Origin of the sequence: Methylobacter marinus A45 (assembly GCF_000383855.1) — a bacterium.
Taxonomy (GTDB): Bacteria; Pseudomonadota; Gammaproteobacteria; order Methylococcales; family Methylomonadaceae; genus Methylobacter; species Methylobacter marinus.
This window is the reverse complement of the sequence record NZ_KB912877.1, coordinates 64,804-88,290: the sequence shown is the minus strand read 5'-3', so window position 1 is coordinate 88,290 and position 23,487 is coordinate 64,804. Positions and strand designations below refer to the sequence as shown.

Genomic DNA, 23,487 nt, shown 5'->3' with positions numbered 1-23,487 from the left:
TCAACAACAGAGGACTGCTACATCATGAGCATTATCAAAAAAATTTCCGAACTTCCCAGCCATCCTGACCCGGTGATAATGGAACCCGACTTAACTCGGGTTCATGAGATTTTTGAGAAATTGGCGGACCGCCATGGAAAAATGTTTACGGTTCAGTTTGCTGACCAACTTATGATGGTGGTGGCGGACGCTAAAATACTCAATTTTATTGTTTGCAAAAGGCCGGAATTGTTCGGCCCTTATCGCAGAAACAGCAGAATTCTCGAAGCCATAAAGACAGACGGCATCGAAACCGCAGACGGCCATGACTGGAAGCGGCAACGGGAGATTATCGCCGCATCAATGGAGTCCATTTACTTGGCGCAATACTTCGAGACCATCAAGGCGGCTGTTGAAGCGTTAAGAAATCGCTGGATCACTTATGGTGAAAATCTTGCCGAAACCAATTTGGAAGCCGAGATTTTTGGTTTTTCCATTTCGGTGTTTACATCCATCATGTTCGGTGATATGGCCGATATGCCAGCCGACGAACGGGAGGCTGCCGAAAGCCTCATGTTTAATCTGGTTTCCGTCTTAGGCAAGCGCATTGATGCTCTGCTGCCGCAGATGCACTTGGAAAACATCTCTGAAGATAAAGATTTCGAAGAGGCAATAAAGAAACTGTTGACTGTTATTGAAAACCGAATTGCGCATAGCAGAAATATTTTGGCCGGGAACAATAAAACCGGCAAAATCCGGAGCCAGCTTCAGGTTCTCATGGAAACCATCGAAAAAGAGGGCTTGGCTAACCACGATGTAAAACTGACCGAAAATATCTTGCAGCTACTGCTCGCTGCCGAACCTACTACGGCAGACACCCTGCTTCGGGTGCTGCATTGCATAGCCGAAAATCCCCAAGCGCAAAAGGACATTCAGGATGAAGTCTATGCCCTGTTGGGCGATTGCAGCCATATCGAGGACTTTAAAGATATTAAAAAGCTTAAGTGCATTGACGCCGTTATTTTAGAAACGATGAGGATAGCGTCGAGCTCCCGCCTGGTTCTCGTAGAGGCGAAAACGGATTTATTACTGGAAGACATTGAGGTGCCAAGCGGAACGCCATTGGTATTGCTTATTGCATATTGCGGCCTAGATGCAGAAAATTTTCATCAAGCTGCCGTCTTTGATCACCGGCGGTGGCAACGCGAAAGCAAAGCGGAATCCGAGCCACATAACAGCAAAGCGGCTTTAGGTTTCGGCGCCGGACCACGGTCCTGTCCAGGACGAGGTTTGGCGATGCTGGTTATGAAAACAGTCTTAGCGATGATTTGCGCAAATTTTCAAATCCGGCGCGTACCCGAAACACCGCTATCTAATGAAACAATGTCTAAGCACCAGCCATTTTCCTTAGGTTTTACCCTCAAATTTCGCGATAGACACCACGACTTCATAGCGATTGAAAGCAGAGAGATTGATAATGTTTATTGACTTACAGCATTCAGGACAAAAGCCAAACCTTTCGCCAGCCAAAAAAGCACTGCTTGAAAAGCGTTTACAAGGGAGAAATTCGGAGAACTTGGATTTAACCATTCAGAAACGGACAAGCGATTTCTCACCTTTATCTCCGCCACAATTGCGTTTGTGGTATCTATACCAAATGGACCCGGAAGACCCCGGTTACAACTATTCGACCGCGATTCGCTTGATCGGCAATCTGGACATTCCGGTATTACAAAAATGTATTAACGAAATTGTTCGCCGCCATGAAAGCCTTCGCACTACCTTTCTGGAAAGAAACGGCCAACCTGCGCAAATTATCACCGCTGTGCTGAATGTTTCGCTGGAAACGCATGATTTGAGCTATTTGACGAAACCGCTGCGCGAAGCTGAGTGTATCCGTTTAGCTAAAATGGATGGAAAAAAGCCGTTTGATCTATCGAACGGGCCATTGCTCAGGGTGACTCTAATCCACGCTGGTGACAATGAGTTTGTCTTGCTGTTTACTGTCCACCACATCGCTTTCGACGGCTGGTCGGCAGGCGTCTTGCTCAAAGAGTTTGCCACTCTCTATCGGGCTTTTGCCAAAGGCGACAGGTCTCCTTTACCAGAACTGCCTATCCAGTATGCCGATTTCGCTTGCTGGCAATATAACAAGGGCTTGCAATGCCAGCAATTCGAACGGCAATTAGCCTATTGGAAGCAGCAGCTTAAAGGCATCCCGGAACTGCTGAGTTTGCCTTCTGACCGGCCCCGTCCCCCGGTAATGAGTTATAAAGGCGCCATTTATTCTTTCTCCCTGTCATCTGCGTTGACTGAGCAACTGCATAAAATTGGCCGCTCATTGGACTGCACGCTTTTTACTCTATTGCTCAGCGCATTTACTATGCTGTTGCATCGTTATAGCGGCGCAAATGACATCTGCATCGGCATACCTGTTGCCGGCAGAACCAAGGTGGAACTGGAGAGTTTGATCGGCTTTTTTGTTAATACGCTGGTGATACGGACACAAATTGACAGTAACGCTACTTGCGCCGGGATCATTAAAAAAACCCAAGAACGGGTGCTGGATGCCCAATCGAATCAGGATGTGCCTTTCGATAAGCTTGTCGAAGAGCTAAGGCCACAGCGTCATGCGGGCTATAACCCGATTTTTCAGGTTATGTTCGTCTTGCATGATGTGCCATCGCAGGCGCTGGATCTTCCCGAACTTAGTCTGGAAAAACTAGAGCTGGATTATGAAATTTCTAAGTTTGATTTGATTCTTCACGCCACCGAAACGAACGGCCTCGAACTGGCATTTGAATATAGCACGGAACTTTTTGATCCTGAGCGTATTGAACGCTTAGCAAATTATCTGAAATTAATTGTACAGCTGTTCGTTAATAATCTAAACGCTCATATCGGCAATTTTGCCTTGCTATCCGAACAGGAACGCAACGAAATTGCAACATGGAATGCAACGCAGCGCCTGTTTCCGCGCCGACAATTTTTGCATACCGGTTTTGAAAATCAGGCACAAGCCCGGCCTCAATCGGTGGCTGTCAGTTGTGGCCAGCAAATGCTTAGTTATTACCAGCTGGATCGCCGCGCTAATCAACTGGCCCATTGGTTGCGTTTGAAGAACGTAGGTGTAGATGTGCGGGTCGGCATTTGCCTGGAACGCTCAGTGGAAATGATTGTTGGGGTTTTAGCTATCCTGAAAGCGGGCGGCGTTTATGTACCGATTAATCCAGCTTATCCCAAGGAGCGGATTGCCGATATTTTGCAATCCTGCGGCGCGTCAATTCTCTTAACTCAAGATCGGCTATCTTCAGACTTGCCATGCACCGGCCTGAGCGTTTTTTGCATGGATAGCGCTTGGCAGACAATTTCAAGCTTGCCTGATGATCATCTTGCCCTTGCGTATCAGAATTCCGCCGCCTATGTCATCTATACGTCAGGCTCTACAGGAAAACCCAAAGGAGTCATCGTTACTCATGAAAATGCTGTTGCTTCGACATTGGCTCGCTTTGATTATTACTCGGAACCTTTAGAGGGCTTTCTGCTGATGTCGCCGCTGGCGTTTGATAGTTCAGTCGCTGGTATATTTTGGACCTTAAGCCAAGGTGGACGGCTCTGCATTCCAACAGAAGCGGAAACACATGATATAGAAGCCCTGATAGACAAAATAGAACAACACCAGCTAAGCCATCTGCTTTGCCTGCCTTCGCTATACAGCATTATCGTAGAGAATATTAGCCCACAACGGGCGGAGGCTTTACGCACAGTCATTGTCGCGGGTGAAGCGTGTCCGCCCGACTTGGTTGCCAAGCACTACGCACGCTTGCCCACTGTGCAACTTTACAATGAATACGGTCCCACCGAAGGCACGGTATGGAGTAGCGTTTATGCAGCGCACAACGCCGATTCAGTGTCCGGTACATCGCTTTCTATAGGCAAACCTATCGCCAACAGCCAACTCTATTTGCTCGACCGCTATTTGAATCCCGTTTCTGTGGGTGTTCCGGGCGAACTTTATGTTGGCGGGCTTGGAGTGACCCGAGGCTATCTTGGCATCGCCGATTTGACCGCCGAACGTTATCTGCCCGACCCGTTTGGGCCAGCATCCGGAGGCCGATTGTATAAAACCGGCGACTTAGCCTGTTATCGGCCGGACGGTAAAATCGATTTTCTTGGCCGCATCGACCATCAGGTCAAGATTCGCGGCTTCCGAATAGAACTCGGGGAAATTGAGACTAAGCTTCGTCAATATCCGGAGATTCAGGATGCCGTGGTTACTGCGCATGAAGATGCCACTGGCAACAAACGGCTGGTGGCTTACTGGGTCAATGACCCGAATTGTTTTTCCGAAACAGAAGAGCTACGAGCATTTCTTAAGGCGGCCTTGCCCGATTACATGATTCCTGTGGCTTTTGTCCGTCTGGATAAGCTGCCGCTGACGCCCAACGGCAAGCTCGATCGTAAAGCGCTGCCCGACCCTGATTTCAATGGGCAATCCGGGCAACCGTATGCAGCGTCGCGTAATATGGTCGAACAACAGCTGACCACTATTTGGCGCCAGGCTTTAGGTCTTGAGCGGATTGGCGTCCATGACAATTTTTTCGCTTTGGGCGGCGATTCCATAATAGCCATTCAGATGGCTGGCAAGGCGCGTCAGTTTGGTTTAGTCGTAGCGCCCCAGCAACTCTTTCAGCATCAGACCATCGCTGAGTTGGCGCTGGTTGTAGGTGGCCTTGCCAATAGCCAAAACGCCGAACAAGGGCTGGTAAGCGGCTCAGTCCCGCTCACCCCTATTCAATGCTGGTTTTTCGAACAAAACCTGCCAGACCCAGGGCATTGGAACCAGGCTGTTTTATTAGAGATAACCGGCGCTGTCGACGCATGGGTTTTTGAACAGGCGCTAGCGCATCTGCTTGCTCACCATGATGCTCTGCGTTCGCGTTTCAGCTTGGACAATGGGCGTTGGTCGCAGACGATTCTGGAGCAGGAGTTTAATGTACTCTTTCACCGGATCGACCTTAGCGAACTTCGGCAAATAGATCACGCCGACCTCATAGAGGCCGAATGCAGTCGCTGGCAAGCCCGTCTGAATCTGGCTGAAGGCCCTTTATTGAGGATGGTCTGGTTCGATCTGGGCATAACAGGTAAGCCGCGTCTTTTAATAGTCATTCACCATTTGGTTGTGGATGGCGTGTCCTGGCGTATTTTGCTGGAAGACTTGCAGACCATCTGCCTGCAATTGATGCAAAGCGAAACCGTTATGCTACCCGTCAAAACGACCGCTTTTAAGCATTGGTCGGAACGCTTGCAGCAATGGGCGCAACGTGAAGACTTGCAAAAACAGATGGCTTATTGGCAGAGCGTCAGCGAGGCCGGCATGGCGCCTTTACCCGTAGATTGGCCTGACGGCTCCGCTAAAAACGGCCATGCTGCAACGGTTATGACAGCTCTAAGCAAAACTGAAACGCAGGCATTAGTGCATGAAGTCGGCGCCGCTTATCGGACTGAAATTAACGACTTGTTGTTATCGGCGCTGGCCCAGACTGTGGCGGCTTGGGCTCATGGTGCTGATATTTTGATCGATATGGAAGGTCATGGCAGAGAAGGGCTATTCGATGAGGTTGACTTATCGCGTACGCTAGGATGGTTTACCAGCCTATATCCGCTACGCCTCACTTTACCTGGCGATAATAACCCCGGCGCCGTCATTAAAACTATTAAGGAAACTATCCGCCGGATTCCCGATAAAGGCATTGGCTATCAGGTACTGCGTTATTTGCAGGCCGATGGCAGCGCCGGTTCTTTGCGTGCCCATTCCGGCGCGCCAATCTTATTCAATTATCTCGGCCGGTTCGATAGAGTGCTGGCTGAAGACGCATTGTTTATCCTGGCACAAGAGTCGGCGGGGCAAGCGCTAGATGCTGAAGGTTTGCGCTGCTATGAGTTGGAAGTTAATGCCCATATCGCCAATGAGCAGCTGCATGTGCTATGGACTTACAGTAGCGAACGCTACCGGCGGGATACCATTGAAGGCCTGGCGGCGTCGTACATGCAAGCGTTAACGCGGCTGATAGAGCATTGTTTGCAGCCCAAAGCCGGCGGTTTTACACCGTCTGATTTTCCCTTGGCAAACATTGGGCAAGCCAAGTTGGATTCTCTACTATCAAGATTGGCAAAAAAATAAATGCTGTCAACAGCCAGATCCCAATCAACAAGCGATGCGAGAAATTATGAATAAAAACGAAACGGCACCTATCTGCAAGCCGGACACGATTGCGTCTATTGAAGACATGTACCCACTCACCCCATTGCAACAAGGATTGCTATACCACAGTTTGGCCGCCCCTGATTCCGGTGTTTACACCGAGCAATTGACTTGCATTTTTGAAGGCGATCTTGATGTGGCCGTTTTTTTTGAGGCATGGCGACAGGTAGTGGATGCCAACGCCATTCTGCGTACTGCTTTTGTCTGGGCGGATCTGGATCAACCCTTGCAGGTGGTGTTGAAAAGCGTGCAGCTGCCGTTTGCTCAGCAGGATTGGCGTGAGCTTGCCATTGAAACCCAGGCGACGCGTTGGTCTGAGTTTCTGGAGGCGGATCGCAAGCGGGGCTTCGATGTCGATCATGCGCCGCTGATGCGGATGACCTTAATCAGGCGCTTAAAAACCAGCTATTATTTTGTTTGGACGCATCACCATGCCTTACTTGATGGCTGGTGCCTATCGCTGATCATCAAAGACCTGTTTGCATTTTATGAATCCTTACGTCGCGGACAGGCTGTGCATGCGATGTTCCGGCGACCCTATCGGGATTATATCGCCTGGCTTAGCAAACAAGACAGGCCTGCAGCGGAACACTATTGGCGTAACCGACTGAGCGGCTTTGCCAACCCGACTACACTGACATTAGGCGCTTCGGGGTCGAACCGGACTGAAGGGGCAAAGCCTGAAGAAAAGCGACTGTGTCTTGCCCAAGCGGATAGCTTGTTGCTAAACGCCATGATCAAGCAGCACCATCTGACCTTGAACACATTGGTGCAAGGCGCATGGGCCTTGCTTCTCGGCCGTTACAGCGGAGACCACGACATCCTGTTTGGCGTGACCGTAGCGGGACGCCCGGCCGAATTGACGGGCGTCGAAGAAATGTTAGGACTCTTTATTAATGCTCTGCCATTGCGGCTACAGATCAGACCGGATGCTTTAGTTAAGGACTGGCTACAAGCATTGCAAAACCAGAACCTGGAAATGCGCCGGTTTGAATACGCGTCATTAGTTGATATTCAGGGATGGAGCGAAATAGCGCGAGGGCAACTGATGTTTCAGAGCCTGCTGGTCTTTGAAAATTACCCGCTGGACAAAATGGTCAACGACGCGGTCAGTAGTCTGGCGGTAACAGAGATTTGTTTTATTGAACAAACGAATTACCCGTTGACTCTTGTCGTGCACCCCGGTGAACAATTGGAAGTTCGTATCATCTATGATTCGGTGATGTTCGAAGATACGTCAATTGACGGACTATTGAATCATTTGGAAATTCTGTTGAAAGGAATGATAGCCAGTCCTGACTCCCCGCTTTCAGAGTTGCCGCTAATGGCATCATCTGAGTATCATCAGATTGTCCATGACTGGAATGACACACTGGCGCATTATCCTCAAGGCCAGTGTATTCATAAGCTTTTTGAGGCGTACGCTGAACATAGCCCCGAATCTGTAGCGTTGGTTTTTGACGAGAAGCAATTAAGCTATGGTGAATTGAATGCGCAAGCCAACCAGCTGGCGCATTACCTGCTTGGACAAGGCGTGAGTCCTGATAAGCTGGTGGGAATTTGCGCGCGTCGCTCCATCGAACTGATCGTAGGCCTGCTCGGTATCATGAAGGCGGGCACGGCTTATCTGCCGCTTGATCCGGATTATCCGCAAGAGCGCTTATCTGTTCTGGTCAAGGATGCCGGGTTGCAGTGGATTTTATTGCAAACTGAATGCGCAAATGCATTGCCGCCATCGGATGCGCGGCTGATTCATCTGGATCAGGAGTTGACAGAATTTGTGTTATCGTCGAAAGCCAACCCTATCATCAATATTGCCCCCGACCAGCTGGCTTATGTGCTTTATACCTCGGGTTCTACCGGGCGGCCCAAGGCGGTAGGCGTACCCCACAAGGGCTTGTGGAACCGCCTGCTTTGGATGCAGGAGCGTTTCAACTTAAGCGCTGCGGATGCCGTCTTGCAAAAGACGCCATATAGCTTCGACGTATCGGTATGGGAATTTTTCTGGCCGTTGCTGGTTGGCGCACGGTTAGTCATTACGGCGCCGAATGATCATAAAAACCCTGATAGACTGATTGCTCTCATCAACATGCACTCAGTCACTACCATTCATTTTGTGCCTTCGATGCTGCGCGTTTTTCTGGAAGCAAGCGCCGTCAATTGCTGCCCTACGCTCAAGCAGGTTATTTGCAGCGGCGAGGCACTGACAGCGGAGCTTCGCCAATTATTTTTTGCGCGCCATAACGCCGAACTGCACAATCTTTACGGCCCGACCGAAGCCTCCATCGACGTCACCGCGTGGCAATGCCAAAAAGCCGATACTGACCCTTGTGTGCCTATCGGACGCCCGATTGCCAATACCCGTACCTATATCCTTGATCGCCATTTCAATCCTGTGCCGGTAGGCGTCCCCGGCGAACTCTGCTTGGGCGGGGTGCAATTGGCGCGAGCTTATCTAAACCGCCCCGACCTTACAGCGGAACGTTTTATCCCTGACTCCTACAGCGGGCTTGAAGGTGAACGGCTGTACCGGACCGGCGATCTGGCCTATTACCGCGCCGATGGCAATATCGATTATCTGGGCCGCATTGACCGCCAGGTTAAAATCAGAGGCTTTCGAATCGAGCTTGGCGAAATCGAAGCCTGCTTGCTGCAACACCCCCTCGTCAAAGAAACCGTTGTGATCGTTCAAGAGCAACCGTCGATCGGCAAACGTCTGATTGCTTATGTTGTAAAAAGAGCGTCATCTGTTGATAGTGATGCGCTTCGAGCACATTTAAAAGCCATGCTTCCCGAATATATGCAGCCCGCCCTGTTTATATTCCTGGAAACCCTGCCCTTGACGGTCAGCGGCAAGCTGGACAGAAAAGCCCTACCTGTTGCTGATGGCAATCAGTTAGCAAGCGCCGGTTATATTGCTCCAAGCAATCCAACAGAACAAACACTGGAAGGACATTGGCGCGATGTCTTGGGCATAGAAAGGATCGGCATAAACGACGATTTTTTTGCCTTGGGTGGACACTCCATTTTGGCGACGCAGTTATTATTCAGAGTCAGGGAGGAGTTTAGCTGTGCAATACCTTTGCTGGATTTGTTTCAGACACCGACCATAGCCGCTCAAGCCCGCTTATTGGCTATGGATGAGGCTAATGAACACGCGAATGCGGGTTCTATCGATTGGCAAGCTGAGAGTGTGCTTGATGAATCTATTCGTCCGCTTGCTGCGTATTGTCCGGAAGTTGCATTAAAGTCGGTTTTTTTAACGGGCGCCACCGGATTTCTTGGCGCTTTTTTGTTGCAAGAATTGTTACAACAAACCCCGATGGTCATTTATTGTCTGGTGCGCGCGACCAGCACCGCCCAGGGTTTTGAAAAAGTCAGACATAATCTGGATAGTTATGGCTTATGGCGTAACGATTTCAGCTCCAGAATTTATCCCGTATGCGGCGATTTAACCAAGCCGCTTCTTGGCATTCAAGCCAGCCAATGGCAACAACTGGCCCAAGACATTGATGTCATTTACCACAACGGCGCATTAGTTAATTTTACTTATCCTTATTCAACCTTAAAACCCGCCAATGTGTTAGGGACTCAAGAAGTATTGCGGCTTGCCTGTACAACCAAAAACAAGCCCGTGCATTATATTTCCACCGTGTCCGTGTTCGAAGATAATTTGGATCTCAGTTTAAATACCGTGATGGAAGAAGACTTCCCTGAAGACGGCGCTACCTTAGTAGGCGGTTATGCGCAGTCGAAGTGGGTGGCGGAAAAATTGGTTAGAGAGGCGTCTTGCCGAGGCTTGCCGGCATCCATCTATCGTCCGTCCATTATTACCGGTGATAGCCGCTCAGGGGTTTGGAATACCGGCGATTATTTGAGTAAGGTGATCGGCAGCTGTTTGTTATTAGGCAAAGTGCCGATGCAGGAAGCATTGTTTAATGCCGTTCCTGTCGATTACGCTAGCCGGGCGCTGATCTTTTTGTCGGGGCAATCTCAAGGCATAGGTAAAACCTATCATTTAACGAATCCTAGTCCGCTTTCCAGTAACCAACTGTTTGCTTGGGCGTGTGCTGCCGACTTAGCGCTGGAAAGGGTCGACTTTAATGATTGGCTGAAAGAGTTACGTAATCTTGTCGGCAATTCATCTGACCATCCGTTTTTCTCCTTAGTGCCCATGCTCGATCAAGAACGGGCTAATTTAACAAACAATAACGAATCACCTGAGCGTGTGCTTATCTTTGACCATCGTCATGTCAGTGCTGGATTAAGCGGAACAGGGATTAGTTGTCCAATACCTGACCAGCATTTATGGCAGTTGTATTTTCATTATCTTCAAAAGGCTTATGCCGGATATTCCTCTGTGGCGGTTTAGAAATAGGGGGCAATGGATGAAGCAAAAAAAGTTCTGGCGGATATTTTTTATCATGCTTGTAATGCTAATTGGTAGTGGGTGCATTGGCGTCTATTGGTTCCTACAATCCACATTGTCCACTATGGGGGGGCAACATTATTTGTCGGGTCTTTCTTCCAAAACTACCGTGGCCTTTGATGAAAAAGGAATCCCGGTCATTTCGGCAAAGTCGCGTGAGGACGCATTTCATGCGTTAGGCTTCTTAACCGCCCGCGACCGCTTGTTTCAGATGGATTTAATGCGCCGACATATAGCGGGGAACTTGGCCGAAGTGATGGGGCCTGAATTAAAAGAGACCGACCACTGGCATCGGGTGATGGGTTTTGAGCAAGTGGCGCAGGCCATTGTTCAGCGTCTTCCGTCCGATCAACGCCGAGTCTTGAAAGCCTATGCTCAAGGCGTCAACCAAGCGATGGCCACATTAGCAGTATTGCCGCCCGAGTTTTTGCTATTGGCTTATCGTCCTGCCGCTTGGCGGCCTGAAGACAGTGTGCTGGTAGTGCTGGGTATGGAAGAAGATTTGGGTTGGACAGGCGACGCCGAGCGCCGGGCCAGCGTCATGGAGGCGGCATTGCCGGGAGCGGTCAGAAAATTTTTCATGCAGCCCGTTGACCGCTATACCGCGCAACTGCTGAACACCAACACTACGGAAACACCTGGGTATTCTATTCCGAAGGCAGAGCTATCCGCGTTACTGAATGATCCCGGCAATCATCAGCTGCACACCGCTCTGGTAGCCGACGCTGCGCCGCCTAAAGGCTCGAACGGCTGGGTGGTCGGGCCGTCAAAAACCTGGGATGGTAGGGCTATTCTGGCTAATGATATGCACTTGTCGCTACGCGTGCCGAACATTTGGTATCGGGCTGAAATCCGTTACCGCAATGTGCGCCTTACCGGCTTCACCCTGCCCGGCGTGCCTCTGATGGTAGTCGGCTCTAATGGCAAAATGGCTTGGGGATTTACCAATATTGAAGGCGATTTCGTGGATTTGGTGGTGTTGGAGCTTGATCCTAAAAAGCCCGACAGTTACCGCACGGCCAAAGGCTTTGTTCGCTTCGGCGAGCGCCAAGAAACGGTGCATGTTAAAGGCGAGCCGGATTTAACCTTCAAGGTGCAAACGACTGAATGGGGACCGGTACTGCCCGAACCCTTACTCTCCAAACAGGTCGCTGTACATTGGACGGCGCTGGACCCCGCCGCTACTGATTTAAACCTGCTGAATTTGGACGCCGCCGACACGGTGATGGCGGCGCAAGCGGTGTTTAACAAGGCGGGCGGGCCGCCTTTGAATGCACTGGCGGCTGATGATCAAGGCAATATCGGCTGGACTTACTCCGGTAAAATCCCTAAACGCTTCGGATTGGACGGTTCGGTGAGCCGTTCCTGGGCCGATGGTGCAAAAGGTTGGGCCGGTTATATTTTGCCTGAAGAGTTGCCGCGCTTGCTCAATCCCAAGGCAGGTTTCATCGTCAACGCCAATCAGCGTATGCTCGGCGACGATTATTCTTATGTGATCGGTCATGATTTCGACCAAGGCCATCGCGCTTACCGGATCGCCGAACGTCTGAGCGAGGCAAATAACCTCAGCGAGCGCGATATGCTGGCTTTGCAATTGGATACCCGAGTCGAGTTTTACCGTTTTTACCAACGGCTGGCGTTGTCTCTGCTACACAATAGTAATGATAAAACCCAAATGCGGCTTAAACAGGATTTAACCGACTGGGACGGTTTTGCCGAACGGGAGTCGGTGGGATTCGCCGTTCTGGTCGAGTTCCGCAAACGGTTACTGGAAGCCGTGATGGCGCCTTTCATGGCGAAATGCCGGAACTACGATGCAGCGTTCCGTTTCATCTCGCCGATGATAGACACACCTTTACAGCAACTGTTGGCGACCAGACTGCCGGAGCTATTGCCCGATAAGCGCCATTACCGGGACTGGGATGAGTTTTTGCTTAATCTGCTGATGCAGGCATCTCACAAGCTATCTGCAAACGATAGCGCCGGTTTTTCGGAAAGCTTGGCTTGGGGTGCGGCCAATCAAGTAATTATTTCGCATCCTTTCTCAGAGGACTTACCGGTGTTGAAGCGCTGGCTGGATATGCCGCCAGTGGAGCTACCCGGCTGTGCGCAATGCGTACGCGTAGCAACGCCCGGTTATGGCGCCAGCGAACGGCTGGTGGTCGCGCCGGGCCATGAAGGTAATGGCATTTTGCAGATGCCCGGCGGTCAATCCGGCCATCCGCTGTCGCCGCATTATCGTGATCAACAGCAGGCTTGGGTGGAAGGCATTGCCGTGCCGCTGGAAACCGGAACTGGCGTGTACCGGCTGGAGCTGGTACCGGCGCCAATAAATCGGGACTAGAGAGCTGATGCCGATGATTTTACTGGTCATTTTTTGCACCTGCAAAAATGCGGACCTAACCCATGGTTTACTAAAAATATGATGCTTTTTTTATTGCGTCACTCCAGTTGGCTGCTGGTCTTGTCGATAATCGCCGGTGTGTTCAGCGGCATAGTCGGCGCCGGTCTGATTGCCGTGATCAACATGGCTTTGAATAACGGGCAGGAGGCTTTAACCCAACTGGGTTGGCTGTTTGCCGGTTTGTGCATGCTGCTGGTGCTGGCCCGAATGATTTCGGCTTTTTTATTGATGCGCCTTGGTCAAAAGGTGATTTTCGATTTGCGGATGAAACTGAGTAAGCAGATTTTACGCGCCTCGTTTAAGCGTTTGCAGGCCATTGGACCGGCGCGAATATTGGCCTGTCTGACACAGGATGTCGCCACGTTGGCGGAAGCATTTCGATGGTTGCCAATACTCTGCGTGAATGCAGCTATTGTGGCCGGCTGTCTGCTGTATTTGGGGTGGTTGTCCGGCGTATTGTTGGTTCTTGTGCTATTGGCGATAGTGATGGGAGTGTGTGGTTTTCGGCTAATAGAAAACCGGGCGCTGCATGGGTTGAAAATGGCGAGGGAGTCTGACGATAGGTTGTACACGCATTTTCGCAGTCTGACGCAAGGGATGAAAGAACTGAAATTACATGAACTACGACGCAACGCCTTTATTTCCGAATATCTGGAAGTTGCCGCCTTAGACTATCGGCTGCATTATTTAAAAGGTAGCGGTTTCTATATTCTGGCCGGAAATTGGGGCAACTGTTTGTTTTACCTAATCATCGGCGCAGTGCTTTTTTTACTGCCCAATGCTCAGGAAGCGACTGCCCGATTAGCGGCAATTGCCGGGTTGAACCTGGCAGGACGGGCAATTTGGTTTGAAATGACGCCTGAGATTATACGCGGTTATTGTTTGACCATCCTGTACATGATGACTCCATTAACGGCATTAATGGACGGCTTGCCCGTTTTTGCCAATGGAGCTATCGCATTAAAAAAAATCGAAGCACTACGCTGTGATGCCAGCGAACCTGAATCGGCAAAGTCAAATGACGCCCTGCCGTTTGCGCATCCGGCGGTTTTGCAGCTCAGCTCTGTAACGCATCGTTACCACCGTGAAGATGAGGACCGTGCTTTTACCTTAGGCCCGCTCGATCTGACCTTGCAACCCGGTGAGCTGGTTTTTCTTACCGGCGGCAACGGCAGCGGCAAAACCACATTGGCGCTATTATTGGTCGGTCTTTATGCGCCGGAGCAAGGCGACATCCGATTGGGCGGACAGCGCATCACCGACGCCAATCGGGAAACTTACCGACAGCAATTTTCAGCGGTTTTTTCTGATTTCTATTTGTTCGATAGCCTGCTCGGCTTTGCCGGCAAAGAGTTGGACGCCGAAGCGCGCATTTATCTGGCGCGTTTGCAGTTGGACCATAAAGTGCGGATCGAAAACGGCGAGTTTTCGACCTTGGACTTGTCGCAAGGTCAGCGTAAGCGACTGGCGCTATTAGTCGCTTATCTGGAAGATCGGCCTTTTTATCTGTTCGATGAATGGGCGGCCGATCAGGATCCGGTATTCAAGAAAATATTCTACACGGAACTATTGCCCATGCTGAAAACCAAGGGCAAGACTATAGTGGTGATTTCACACGATGACCATTATTTTCATGTGGCCGATCGGTGTTTAAAAATCGAGGACGGGACGTTCAGTGAAATCGTTGCTGCGAAAAACAAGCACGAGAGTGTCTGAAGCTTCAGGGTGATTGTCATTGCCGTTAAGCTAAACAGCTTGATCACTCTTTCTATTGTTTGAAGAAAACCCTTTTTAGTAGCAGAGTTTTTTGTAATAAATGTTTATGTAGATTAGCTTTTAAAGGGCTAAATCACTTGTTGAAAGTTTGGATATATGGGGCCCGGAAGTTCAAGAAGGGTAATAATTGAAAAAATAATGTAGAGATATCGCCATGGAGCAAGAAGTTATTCAACCTGAAATGAGTTACGCTTTCGATGGAGAGCCTTTATTACAGCCGTTTATCGATGAAGAAACGGTTGTTATTGAAGCTCAGGGCAACGACTATTACCTGGATCGGCAGTCGGGGTTCGAGTCTAGCGCTCGAAGTTATCCTCGCCGTCTTCCTATCGCTATTCGCCGGGCGGAGGGTGTGTTTGTTGACGATATGGATGGCCGTCGTTATATCGACTGCCTGGCGGGAGCGGGGGCGTTGGCGTTAGGTCATCATCACCCAGTAGTCGTGGAGGCGATTAGGCGGACCTTGGCGGATGGCGTGCCTTTCCAAACGTTGGATCTGACGACGCCGGTTAAAGACCGGTTTGTCGAGGCGTTATTTTCCAGTTTGCCTAAGGCGTTCGCCGATCAGGCCCGCATTCAGTTTTGCGGCCCGTCCGGTGCCGATGCGATTGAAGCCGCCGTTAAACTGGTGAAGACGGCTACCGGGCGGCGATCGATCCTGGCTTTTCACGGCGCCTACCACGGCATGACGCACGGTGCATTAGGGTTGACCGGCGAAATCGGTCCTAAACTGCACGTATCCGGGTTGATGCCGGATGTGCATTTTCTGCCTTTTCCGTATCTTTACCGATGCCCTTTCAGCTTGGGCGGCGAAGTCGGCTGGCGCTCATCGCTAGCCTATATCGAACGGCTCCTGGATGACAGCAACAGCGGTATTACGCCGCCGGCCGCAATGATTTTGGAAGCGGTGCAGGGGGAGGGCGGCGTTATTCCCGCGCCGGATGAATGGCTGCGGGAAATCCGCCGAATGACCCGGAAGCGGGGCATTCCGTTGATTATCGATGAAGTACAGACCGGTATCGGGCGGACCGGACGCATGTATGCTTTCGAGCATTCCGGTATTCAGCCGGACGTTCTGGTGCTCTCGAAAGCCATAGGCGGCGGATTGCCGTTGAGCGCCGTGGTATACCATAAGGAATTGGATCGCTGGCAACCCGGCGCTCATGCAGGTACCTTTCGCGGCAATCAGCTTGCGATGGCCGCAGGGACCGCGACACTTCAGTACGTAAAAGAGCATAGGTTGGATCTCCATGCCCATGAAATGGGCGAACGGTTGATGGCTATTCTTCGAAATATTCAAAAAGATAAACCACAAATCGGCGATGTGAGAGGGCGCGGGCTGATGATTGGCATCGAGATAGTCAATCCGGTTGACCCGCCGGATGCGCTAGGCGTCTATCCGCCCAATCGGAAATTGGCTTGCCGCATTCAGACCGAATGTTTGAAGCGGGGGTTAATTGTGGAGTTGGGAGGACGCCAAGGCAGCGTGGTCCGAGTTTTACCGCCCTTGATTGTGACGACCGATGAAATCGATCAAATCGGTACTATTTTTGCCGAAGCTGTTCGGGTATCGATTGTTACATAACCGAGAGTACTTTTTTGGGGGGGGGCTGACCTTACATCCGCCAAAACCTTGCCGATAAGCGTAACCCGAGGCCCGCAAGCACGTACTGCACGGCAAGGTTTTACCTGGCTGGACGGCCATCGGCAAGCATCTGGCCAGCGCCTTAAATATCGCGGCAATCCTGCGGAAGTACTCGAACAATCCTTACTGGCGCATAGAATAATCATGGCCTTTAAACCGCAATCAGATAACGAAGACGCTATGAGTGAAATCAACGTCACGCCGCTGGTCGATGTGATGTTGGTATTGCTGATTATCCTGTTGGTGACCGCTCCGCTATTGACGCAATCCGTGCATGTGCCCCTGCCCAAAACCGCCGAGACTACAGCTGATGTGGAAAAGCAGCCGTTGCAACTGGGTATCGACGAGCAAGGGATGATTATCCTGAATAAATTTCCGATGGCCGATCTCACTGCATTAGAAACAGCTTTGATGGATGAACTTGCGAAAAATCCGGAAGTCGCTTTGCATTTATACGCCGATCAAGCCGTGGTTTATGCCAAGGTAGCTGAAGTCATGGCAACTGTTCAGCATGCGGGACTCACAAAAATAGCTTTTGTGACAGTGGAGCAGTAGTCTACATGTTTTACGGAAAGCCTATGCGCCTGCCAAAGCGAATGCTGGATATGCGTCATGCCTGCACCTCAGTATGGAGCTATGTTCATGTGGACGGTGAGAATGATGAAAATATAAAGATGAGTTCATTTGTCCAATGGGCGATTAAGACCACCTCCACAACTGTTACAGGGTACGAACTGTGTACCTTTGTTAGGCTCGGGATAGAAAAACGGTACGCGATGCGTACCTTACATGATGTATTCGGCATCTGTCCTCATCCATAGGTCGGCAGGCGAGCATGAGTAAAAAGACAAGCATCTCAGCCTTGTTGACGGCATTGCTTCTGGATGCATGCAGCGATACACCGGAGCGCCATTCCACCGATGTGGGGGGGTCGGTGCCATCCCATTGGAGCACGGCCAGCGGCCCCAAGGGTCCGGTAGCCGAACAATGGCTGGGGGATTTCAATGATCCGGCACTGTCCCGCCTGGTCAGGGAAGCCTTGTACGGCAATTACGATCTGAAGGCGGCGGCAGCCCGTGTGAAGGCCGCGCGTGAGCAGTCGCTGATCGAAGGGTCCGCACGCTGGCCGCAGCTGTTTTTCATAACGGACGTCAACCGCGAGAAGGATTTCGAGACTGCCGAGTCCGGTTCATTCGACGCCTTGTTCAATCTGAGCTGGGAACTCGATGTCTGGGGCCGCATCCGCGCGGCGCAGCGGGCGGCCGAGCAGGAAGCCGATGCCACGCAGGCCGACTTTGACGGCGCCCGCCTGTCTCTGGCCGCGCGCACGGCCCAGACCTATTTCGAACTGGCCGAGGCGCGCCAGCAGGCCGACGTGGCGGCGCAGTCGATCCGCGACCGCCAGACCATCGTCGAGCTGGTGCGCGGGCGCTTCGCGCGAGGCCTGACGCGCGGCCTGGATTTGCGTCTGGCGCTGACTGATCTGGCGAATGCCGAAGCGCAGCTGGCACAGGCGCGCAATCAGGCGCAGAACAGCACGAAGCAGTTGGAATTGCTGCTGGGGCGCTATCCGGGCGGCTTATTGAAGGAAAATTCAAATCTGCCGGCGCCGCCGGCCGCAATACCGGCAGGACTGCCATCCGAGCTGCTGGAGCGGCGGCCCGACATCATCGCCGCTTTCGCGCGGCTGCGGGCGATGGATTATCGCGTGGAAAGCGCGAAAAAGGCGTTGTTGCCGCGAATCACCCTGACAGCGAACGGCGGCACCAGCAGTCCGGCCCTGACGGATCTGGCCGACCCGCGCGCCGCCGCCTGGAACTTTGCCCTGGGATTGGTGCAACCTTTGTTTACCGGCGGCCGTCTGAAAGGCGACATCCGGCTGAACGAGGCGCTCACGGATGAGGCGCTGAACCGGTACCGCGGCACGGCGCTGAACGCGTTCCGGGAAGTGGAGCAGGCGCTGGCCGCCGAACGCTGGCTGCGGGAGCAGGAGCAGGCGCTCAAGGAAGCCGTCGAGCAGACGGAGGCCAGCCGCAAGCTCGCCGTGTATTCGTATCGCCAGGGACTGATCGAGATTTTGACCCTGCTCGACAGCTATCGCAGCACCCTGAACGCGCAGAGCGCCTATCTGACGGTCAGGCGGCAACTGCTCAGCAACCGCATTAACCTGTATCTGGCGCTGGGGGGCGGCATTTGATGAGGTCGACAAAATTTCTGAAAATCCTGCTGCCCGTCGTGGTGCTGGCCATAGGCATCGCATCGGCCTGGGGTATCGTCGCTTACAAGCCATCCCTGGAACAGCAGCCAGCCAAGGCCGAACCGCCGCGGGTCACTGTCATCCGGGCCGAGCCGCAAACGGTACGGCTGAACATTGACTCCCAGGGCGTCGTCAGGCCCCGAATGGAGATCGATCTGGTGCCGGAAGTGGCCGGCAAGATCGTTCACCTGAATCCGGTTTTTTTCACCGGCGGCGCCTTCGCCAAGGATGAGCTGTTGGCCGCCATCGACCCGCGCGATTACGATCTTGCGATCGCGGAAGCCGAGGCGCGGATCGCCGAAGCCCGGCGGCAACTGGCGATGGAAGAGGCCCAGGCCGAGCAGGCGCATGACGAATGGCGCGCCTTGGGCGACGGACAGCCCACGCCGCTGGCCATGCGCGAACCGCAGCTGGCGGAAGCGCGCGCCAAGCTCAAGGCGGCCGAAGCCGACCGGGCCAAGGCCCGTCTCAGACGCAGCCGATGCGAACTGCGCGCGCCGTTCGCCGGCATCGTGCATGCCCGGCACATGGGCGTGGGCCAGTATGTCCAGCCCGGCGAAAAGCTCGCGCACCTGTATTCCATCGATGCGGCCGAAGTCCGCCTGCCGCTGTCCACCGATCAGCTCGCCTTTCTGGACTTGCCGCTGGGCACGGGCCGCAGCACGCCCGCGCAACATGTCAAAGTCACGTTGACGGCCGATTTCGCCGGCGCGGCCCGATCCTGGGAAGGCCGTATCGTGCGCACGGAGGGGATGCTGGACGGGACCAACGGGCAGTTCTATGCGGTCGCGGAAGTGCCGGCCCCGTATGCGCAAAAAGACAGCCAGCCGCCGCTGCTGGCCGGCCTGTTCGTCAAGGCGGTCCTGCAGGGCAGGGAAATGCGCAACCTGTTCGTCCTGCCGCCGACGGCGCTCAATGCCGCCCAAGAGGCGCTGCTGGTCGACAGCGAACAGCGCCTGCGCATCCGCCGGTTGAGTGTGATCCGCACTGAGTCGGACCGCATTCTCGTGGCTGGCGGGCTCAATGCCGGCGACCGCGTCATCGTTTCGGGCGTTCAGGTGCCCGTTGAAGGCATGCTGGTCAAGGTGGATCCGAATCCGCCGGCCGAGCCGTCCAGGACGGCCGCCCGATGATGTCATCCCGCCAGCCTTCCGGGCTGATCGCCTGGTTCGCATCCAATCCCGTGGCGGCCAATCTGCTGATGCTGCTGATCGTCATCGGCGGCCTGTACGGCCTCAGGACCACAGACACCGAAGTGTTCCCGCGCTTCAAGCCGCACCAGATCGAGGTTATGGCGCATTATCCGGGCGCCGGGCCGCTGGAAATCGAGGAGTCGGTGTGCGTGCGCATCGAAGAGGCGATTTATGATGTGCCGGGCGTCAAGCGCCTGAATACCGAAATCTGGGAAGGCCGGTGCCGGGTCATGGTCTCGATACTGCCCAACCATGACAAGGAAGTCATGATGAGCACGCTGCGCGGGCGCATCCAGGCGATACAGCGCTTGCCGAAGGGCCTGGAGAAGATCGAGGTGCAGGAGGCTTCCCGCGCCAACGACGACGGCGTCATCTGGGTAGCGCTGCACGGGCCGACCGACCCGCTGACCCTGAAGCATCTCGGCGACCGCATACAGGAAGAGCTGGCGGCCATTCCCGGCGTCACCAAGGCGCTCAATTACAACGACATTCCCTATGAGATCGCTATCGAGGTATCGGCCGAAAAACTGCGCCAGTATCGCCTGTCTCTGCATGATATTGCCGAGGCCGTGCGCCGGGCTTCGCTGGATCTGCCTGGAGGACTGGTCAAGACACCGAACGGCGAACTGTTGCTGCGAGTCAAAGGCAAGGCGTCGGATGCGGCCGCCATCGGCGCGCTGGTGCTCAGGGCCGAGCCGGACGGCACGCGGCTTCGGCTCGATGCGGTCGCCCGGATCAAGGACGGCCTGGAAGAGCGCCTGTCGGAATGGCATCACAACGGCGAGACCGCGCAGGGTTGGGAAATTCACTCCGAGCACGATACCGTGGCCGTCGCCAGGCGCGTCAAGGACTATATCGCCGAGATGCGGCCGAAACTGCCGGAAGGGCTGGCGCTCATCACCTGGTGGGACGATTCCCAGGCTTACGACGAGCGGGTCAGGACATTGGTCGAGGACGGCCTGAGCGGATTCGCGCTGGTCTGCATCGTGCTGACCCTGTTTCTGCGCCTGCGCGTGGCACTGTGGGCCGGCGCCGGCATCCTGACCTCGATTTTCGGCGCGCTCTGGCTGATGCCGGCATTCGATGTATCGCTGAACATGCTGTCGCTGTTCGGCTTTCTGCTGGCCATGGGTATACTGGTGGACGATGCCATTATCATCGGCGAGAACGTGCACGCGCATCAGATCAGCGGTGCTCATGCTTCAAGCCTGGCCGCGACGATTTTCGGCGTACGCGAGGTGGCGCTGCCGGTGGTGCTGGCGGTCATGGTGGCGCTGACGGCTTTCCTGCCGGGGCTGTTTCTGCCGGGCTGGGCCGGCCAGATGATGCGCCCGATTTGTCTGGTGATGATGCTGACGCTGGTTTTTTCGCTGGTCGAAGCCATGCTGATCTTGCCCGCGCATCTGGCTCATGCATCTGTCCGCCGAGGCGCGCCTTCCCGGCTGGAGCGGCTGCGGGACTGGCTGAACGCAGGGCTGGAGCGGTTCGTAGACCGGTTCTACCGGCCGCTGCTGAACCAGGCGCTGGAGTGGCGTTACCTGACCATCGCCTGCTTCATGGTGCTGCTCATGATCAGTCTGGCGCTGGTCATGAGCGACCGCGTCCGCCAGTCGCTTAATCCCGATGTCACCAAGGACAGTTTCTGGGTCAACCTGACCGTGCCCCAGAGCGCGCCCTACAATGAAGTCCGCAAGCTGTCCGCGCAGGTCGAGCGGGCATTATTCGATTTGCGCAGGGAACTGGACGCGCAGCAGCCCGACAAGCCTGGCGTCGTCATCGGCCTGGAAACGCTGATCTGGGAGCATGACGCCGGGTTCTGGATCGAGCTTTCGGAGGAAGGCCGCAAGCGCATCGTTGTTGACGAATTCGTGCGCCAGTGGCGCAGGCGCATCGGCGACATAGGGCGCGCCAAGATCGATTTTCTGTACAAGGAAGGCGATGTGCCTTACGACATCGAGCTGGATCTGGGGGCCGCCGATCCCGCTATGCTGGCGCCCGCCGCGGAACTGCTCAAGAGCTGGCTGGCCGCCTATCCCGGCGTTTACGACGTCGTTGACTCAAACGAGCCGGGCAAGCCCGAAATCCGCCTGAACCTGAAGCCGGAGGCCGAGCGGCTGGGCTTGCGGCTCGAGGATCTGGCCGAGCAGGTCCGTTACGGCTATTACGGGGAGGAGGTCCACCGCTTGCAGCGCGGCCGCAGCGAAGTCAAGGTGATGGTGCGCTATCCGCGCGAGGAACGGCAATCACTGGAGAATTTACGGACCTTGCCGGTCAGCCTCGCCAGTGGCGATTCGGCGCCGCTGGGATCCCTGGCGACGGTGACGCCGACGCCCGGCTACGCCAAGCTGATCCGGCAGGACCGCCACCGCGTGCTCAAAGTGCAGGCGCGGGTCGATCCCAGACAGGCCGACGTCAACGCGATTTATGCGGCCTTGGAAGAAAGGGATCTCAAGGAGCTGAAGCAGCGTTTTCCGGGCTTGAATGTCAGCATTGGGCAGGACCGCCTGGAGCAGGAAGCGATGGCCGAAACGCTGGGCCTCAATACCTTTATCGCGCTGGTCGTGATTTACGCCCTAATCGCCGTGCCGTTCCGGTCTTACCTGAAGCCGCTGATATTTCTATTGGCTGCGCCAGTGGCCTGGTGCGGCGCGGTGCTGGCGCACTGGCTGGCCGGCTTGCCGCTGTCCATGGAATCCCTGGTTGGCATGATCGCGGCCAGCGGCGTGGTCGTGAACGACAGCTTGGTATTGCTCGATTACATCCGGGAACGCGGCGATTCCGAACTGCCGGTGGCTGATCTGATCAGCGAGGCCTGCACGGCACGTTTTCGGCCGATTCTGCTGGCGTTCCTGACCAACTTTGCGGGTTTTCTGCCCACGCTGCTGGAAACCAGTCCCCAGGCCCAGTTCCTGATTCCGATGACATTGTCCCTGTCGGCCGGCCTGCTGCTAGGCATGGCGGCCAGCCTGATCTTGACGCCGGTCTGTTATGCCGTGCTGGGGCGAAAATGAGGCTCTGCAAGGAACTGGCGAACTCAGGCTATCGTGCCACCAAGAAGCTGTACTATTATGGCGTGCGTGTGCATGTGATCGGCAGCCGTCAACCGGGCAGCTTGCCGGCACCTGAATATATTGGGATGAGGGGCGCCAGCATTCATGATGGCAAGGTGCTGGATCAGATTCGTCCGTACGTGCATGACCAGGATCTGTACGGCGATAAAGCTTATCAGCGGCCCGATGCCGATGCCGTCAGGCAGCCCCAGAATCTGACTATCCTGACACCGGTTAAAAAACAAAAAAGCAACACTTTCTGGAGCCGCAGGATCAATGGCTGTCCACCGCGGTTTCTCGCGTTCGCCAGCCGATTGAAGCGTTATTTGCCTGGGTTGAAGAAAAAACAGGTATCGAATGTGTCAGTAAAGTACGCTCTTACAATGGACTGATGGTGCACGTCTTCGGCAAGCTCGCGGCGGCTCTGTTTTTCTGGAATTTTTTACGAACCAGCTCTTAATTCACATTTAACATTAGATCAATGAAGGA

Annotated in this window: 10 protein-coding genes and 1 pseudogene; all 11 read left to right on the top strand. The window is 53.8% G+C overall.

Going from position 1 to position 23,487, the window contains the following annotated elements; translation table 11 throughout:
• Nucleotides 1-24: 24 nt before the first annotated feature.
• On the top strand, nucleotides 25-1,467 hold the full coding sequence (locus METMA_RS0100395) for a cytochrome P450 (protein WP_020157072.1): 1,443 nt from the start codon (nucleotides 25-27) through the stop codon (nucleotides 1,465-1,467).
• Nucleotides 1,457-6,163 carry a non-ribosomal peptide synthetase gene (locus METMA_RS0100390; protein WP_081917699.1) on the top strand — a complete coding sequence of 1,569 codons (4,707 nt, stop codon included), beginning with the start codon at nucleotides 1,457-1,459 and terminating at the stop codon, nucleotides 6,161-6,163. The genes METMA_RS0100395 and METMA_RS0100390 overlap by 11 nt, the downstream gene beginning before the upstream one ends.
• 46 nt (nucleotides 6,164-6,209) lie before the next feature.
• Nucleotides 6,210-10,616: a non-ribosomal peptide synthetase gene (locus METMA_RS0100385; RefSeq protein WP_020157070.1), complete on the top strand. Its 4,407-nt coding sequence runs from the start codon at nucleotides 6,210-6,212 to the stop codon at nucleotides 10,614-10,616.
• Nucleotides 10,588-13,017, top strand: a complete 2,430-nt coding sequence (locus METMA_RS0100380) for a penicillin acylase family protein (RefSeq protein WP_084254057.1) — start codon at nucleotides 10,588-10,590, stop codon at nucleotides 13,015-13,017. Before METMA_RS0100385 ends, METMA_RS0100380 begins: the two co-directional genes overlap by 29 nt.
• Before the next feature lie 78 nt (nucleotides 13,018-13,095).
• Nucleotides 13,096-14,793, top strand: a complete 1,698-nt coding sequence (locus tag METMA_RS0100375; RefSeq protein ID WP_020157068.1) for a cyclic peptide export ABC transporter — start codon at nucleotides 13,096-13,098, stop codon at nucleotides 14,791-14,793.
• Between the two features lie 214 nt (nucleotides 14,794-15,007).
• Entirely contained in the window at nucleotides 15,008-16,438 is a 1,431-nt protein-coding gene (locus tag METMA_RS0100370) for a diaminobutyrate--2-oxoglutarate transaminase (RefSeq protein WP_020157067.1), read from the top strand.
• Nucleotides 16,439-16,642: 204 nt separating this feature from the next.
• A complete protein-coding gene (locus tag METMA_RS0100365) occupies nucleotides 16,643-17,053 on the top strand; it encodes an ExbD/TolR family protein (RefSeq protein WP_027146906.1) in 411 nt (136 codons plus the stop codon).
• Between the two features lie 280 nt (nucleotides 17,054-17,333).
• Nucleotides 17,334-18,695 carry an efflux transporter outer membrane subunit gene (locus METMA_RS0100360; RefSeq protein ID WP_020157065.1) on the top strand — a complete coding sequence of 454 codons (1,362 nt, stop codon included), beginning with the start codon at nucleotides 17,334-17,336 and terminating at the stop codon, nucleotides 18,693-18,695.
• Nucleotides 18,695-19,888, top strand: coding sequence for an efflux RND transporter periplasmic adaptor subunit (locus tag METMA_RS0100355; protein WP_020157064.1), 1,194 nt, complete (start codon nucleotides 18,695-18,697; stop codon nucleotides 19,886-19,888). Before METMA_RS0100360 ends, METMA_RS0100355 begins: the two co-directional genes overlap by 1 nt.
• Nucleotides 19,885-22,959 carry an efflux RND transporter permease subunit gene (locus METMA_RS0100350; RefSeq protein WP_020157063.1) on the top strand — a complete coding sequence of 1,025 codons (3,075 nt, stop codon included), beginning with the start codon at nucleotides 19,885-19,887 and terminating at the stop codon, nucleotides 22,957-22,959. The genes METMA_RS0100355 and METMA_RS0100350 overlap by 4 nt, the downstream gene beginning before the upstream one ends.
• Nucleotides 22,953-23,458 (top strand): annotated as a pseudogene (locus METMA_RS0100345) (transposase); the annotation flags it as partial. The gene METMA_RS0100350 and the pseudogene METMA_RS0100345, both read left to right, overlap by 7 nt.
• Nucleotides 23,459-23,487 lie beyond the last annotated feature (29 nt).

What these genes read in the sequence shown, in the direction of transcription:
- METMA_RS0100395 (WP_020157072.1), top strand. Translation starts at nt 25, where the DNA reads ATGAGCATTATCAAAAAAATTTCCGAACTTCCCAGCCATCCTGACCCG.
- METMA_RS0100390 (WP_081917699.1), top strand. Translation starts at nt 1,457, where the DNA reads ATGTTTATTGACTTACAGCATTCAGGACAAAAGCCAAACCTTTCGCCA.
- METMA_RS0100385 (WP_020157070.1), top strand. Translation starts at nt 6,210, where the DNA reads ATGAATAAAAACGAAACGGCACCTATCTGCAAGCCGGACACGATTGCG.
- METMA_RS0100380 (WP_084254057.1), top strand. Translation starts at nt 10,588, where the DNA reads ATGCCGGATATTCCTCTGTGGCGGTTTAGAAATAGGGGGCAATGGATG.
- METMA_RS0100375 (WP_020157068.1), top strand. Translation starts at nt 13,096, where the DNA reads ATGATGCTTTTTTTATTGCGTCACTCCAGTTGGCTGCTGGTCTTGTCG.
- METMA_RS0100370 (WP_020157067.1), top strand. Translation starts at nt 15,008, where the DNA reads ATGGAGCAAGAAGTTATTCAACCTGAAATGAGTTACGCTTTCGATGGA.
- METMA_RS0100365 (WP_027146906.1), top strand. Translation starts at nt 16,643, where the DNA reads ATGGCCTTTAAACCGCAATCAGATAACGAAGACGCTATGAGTGAAATC.
- METMA_RS0100360 (WP_020157065.1), top strand. Translation starts at nt 17,334, where the DNA reads ATGAGTAAAAAGACAAGCATCTCAGCCTTGTTGACGGCATTGCTTCTG.
- METMA_RS0100355 (WP_020157064.1), top strand. Translation starts at nt 18,695, where the DNA reads ATGAGGTCGACAAAATTTCTGAAAATCCTGCTGCCCGTCGTGGTGCTG.
- METMA_RS0100350 (WP_020157063.1), top strand. Translation starts at nt 19,885, where the DNA reads ATGATGTCATCCCGCCAGCCTTCCGGGCTGATCGCCTGGTTCGCATCC.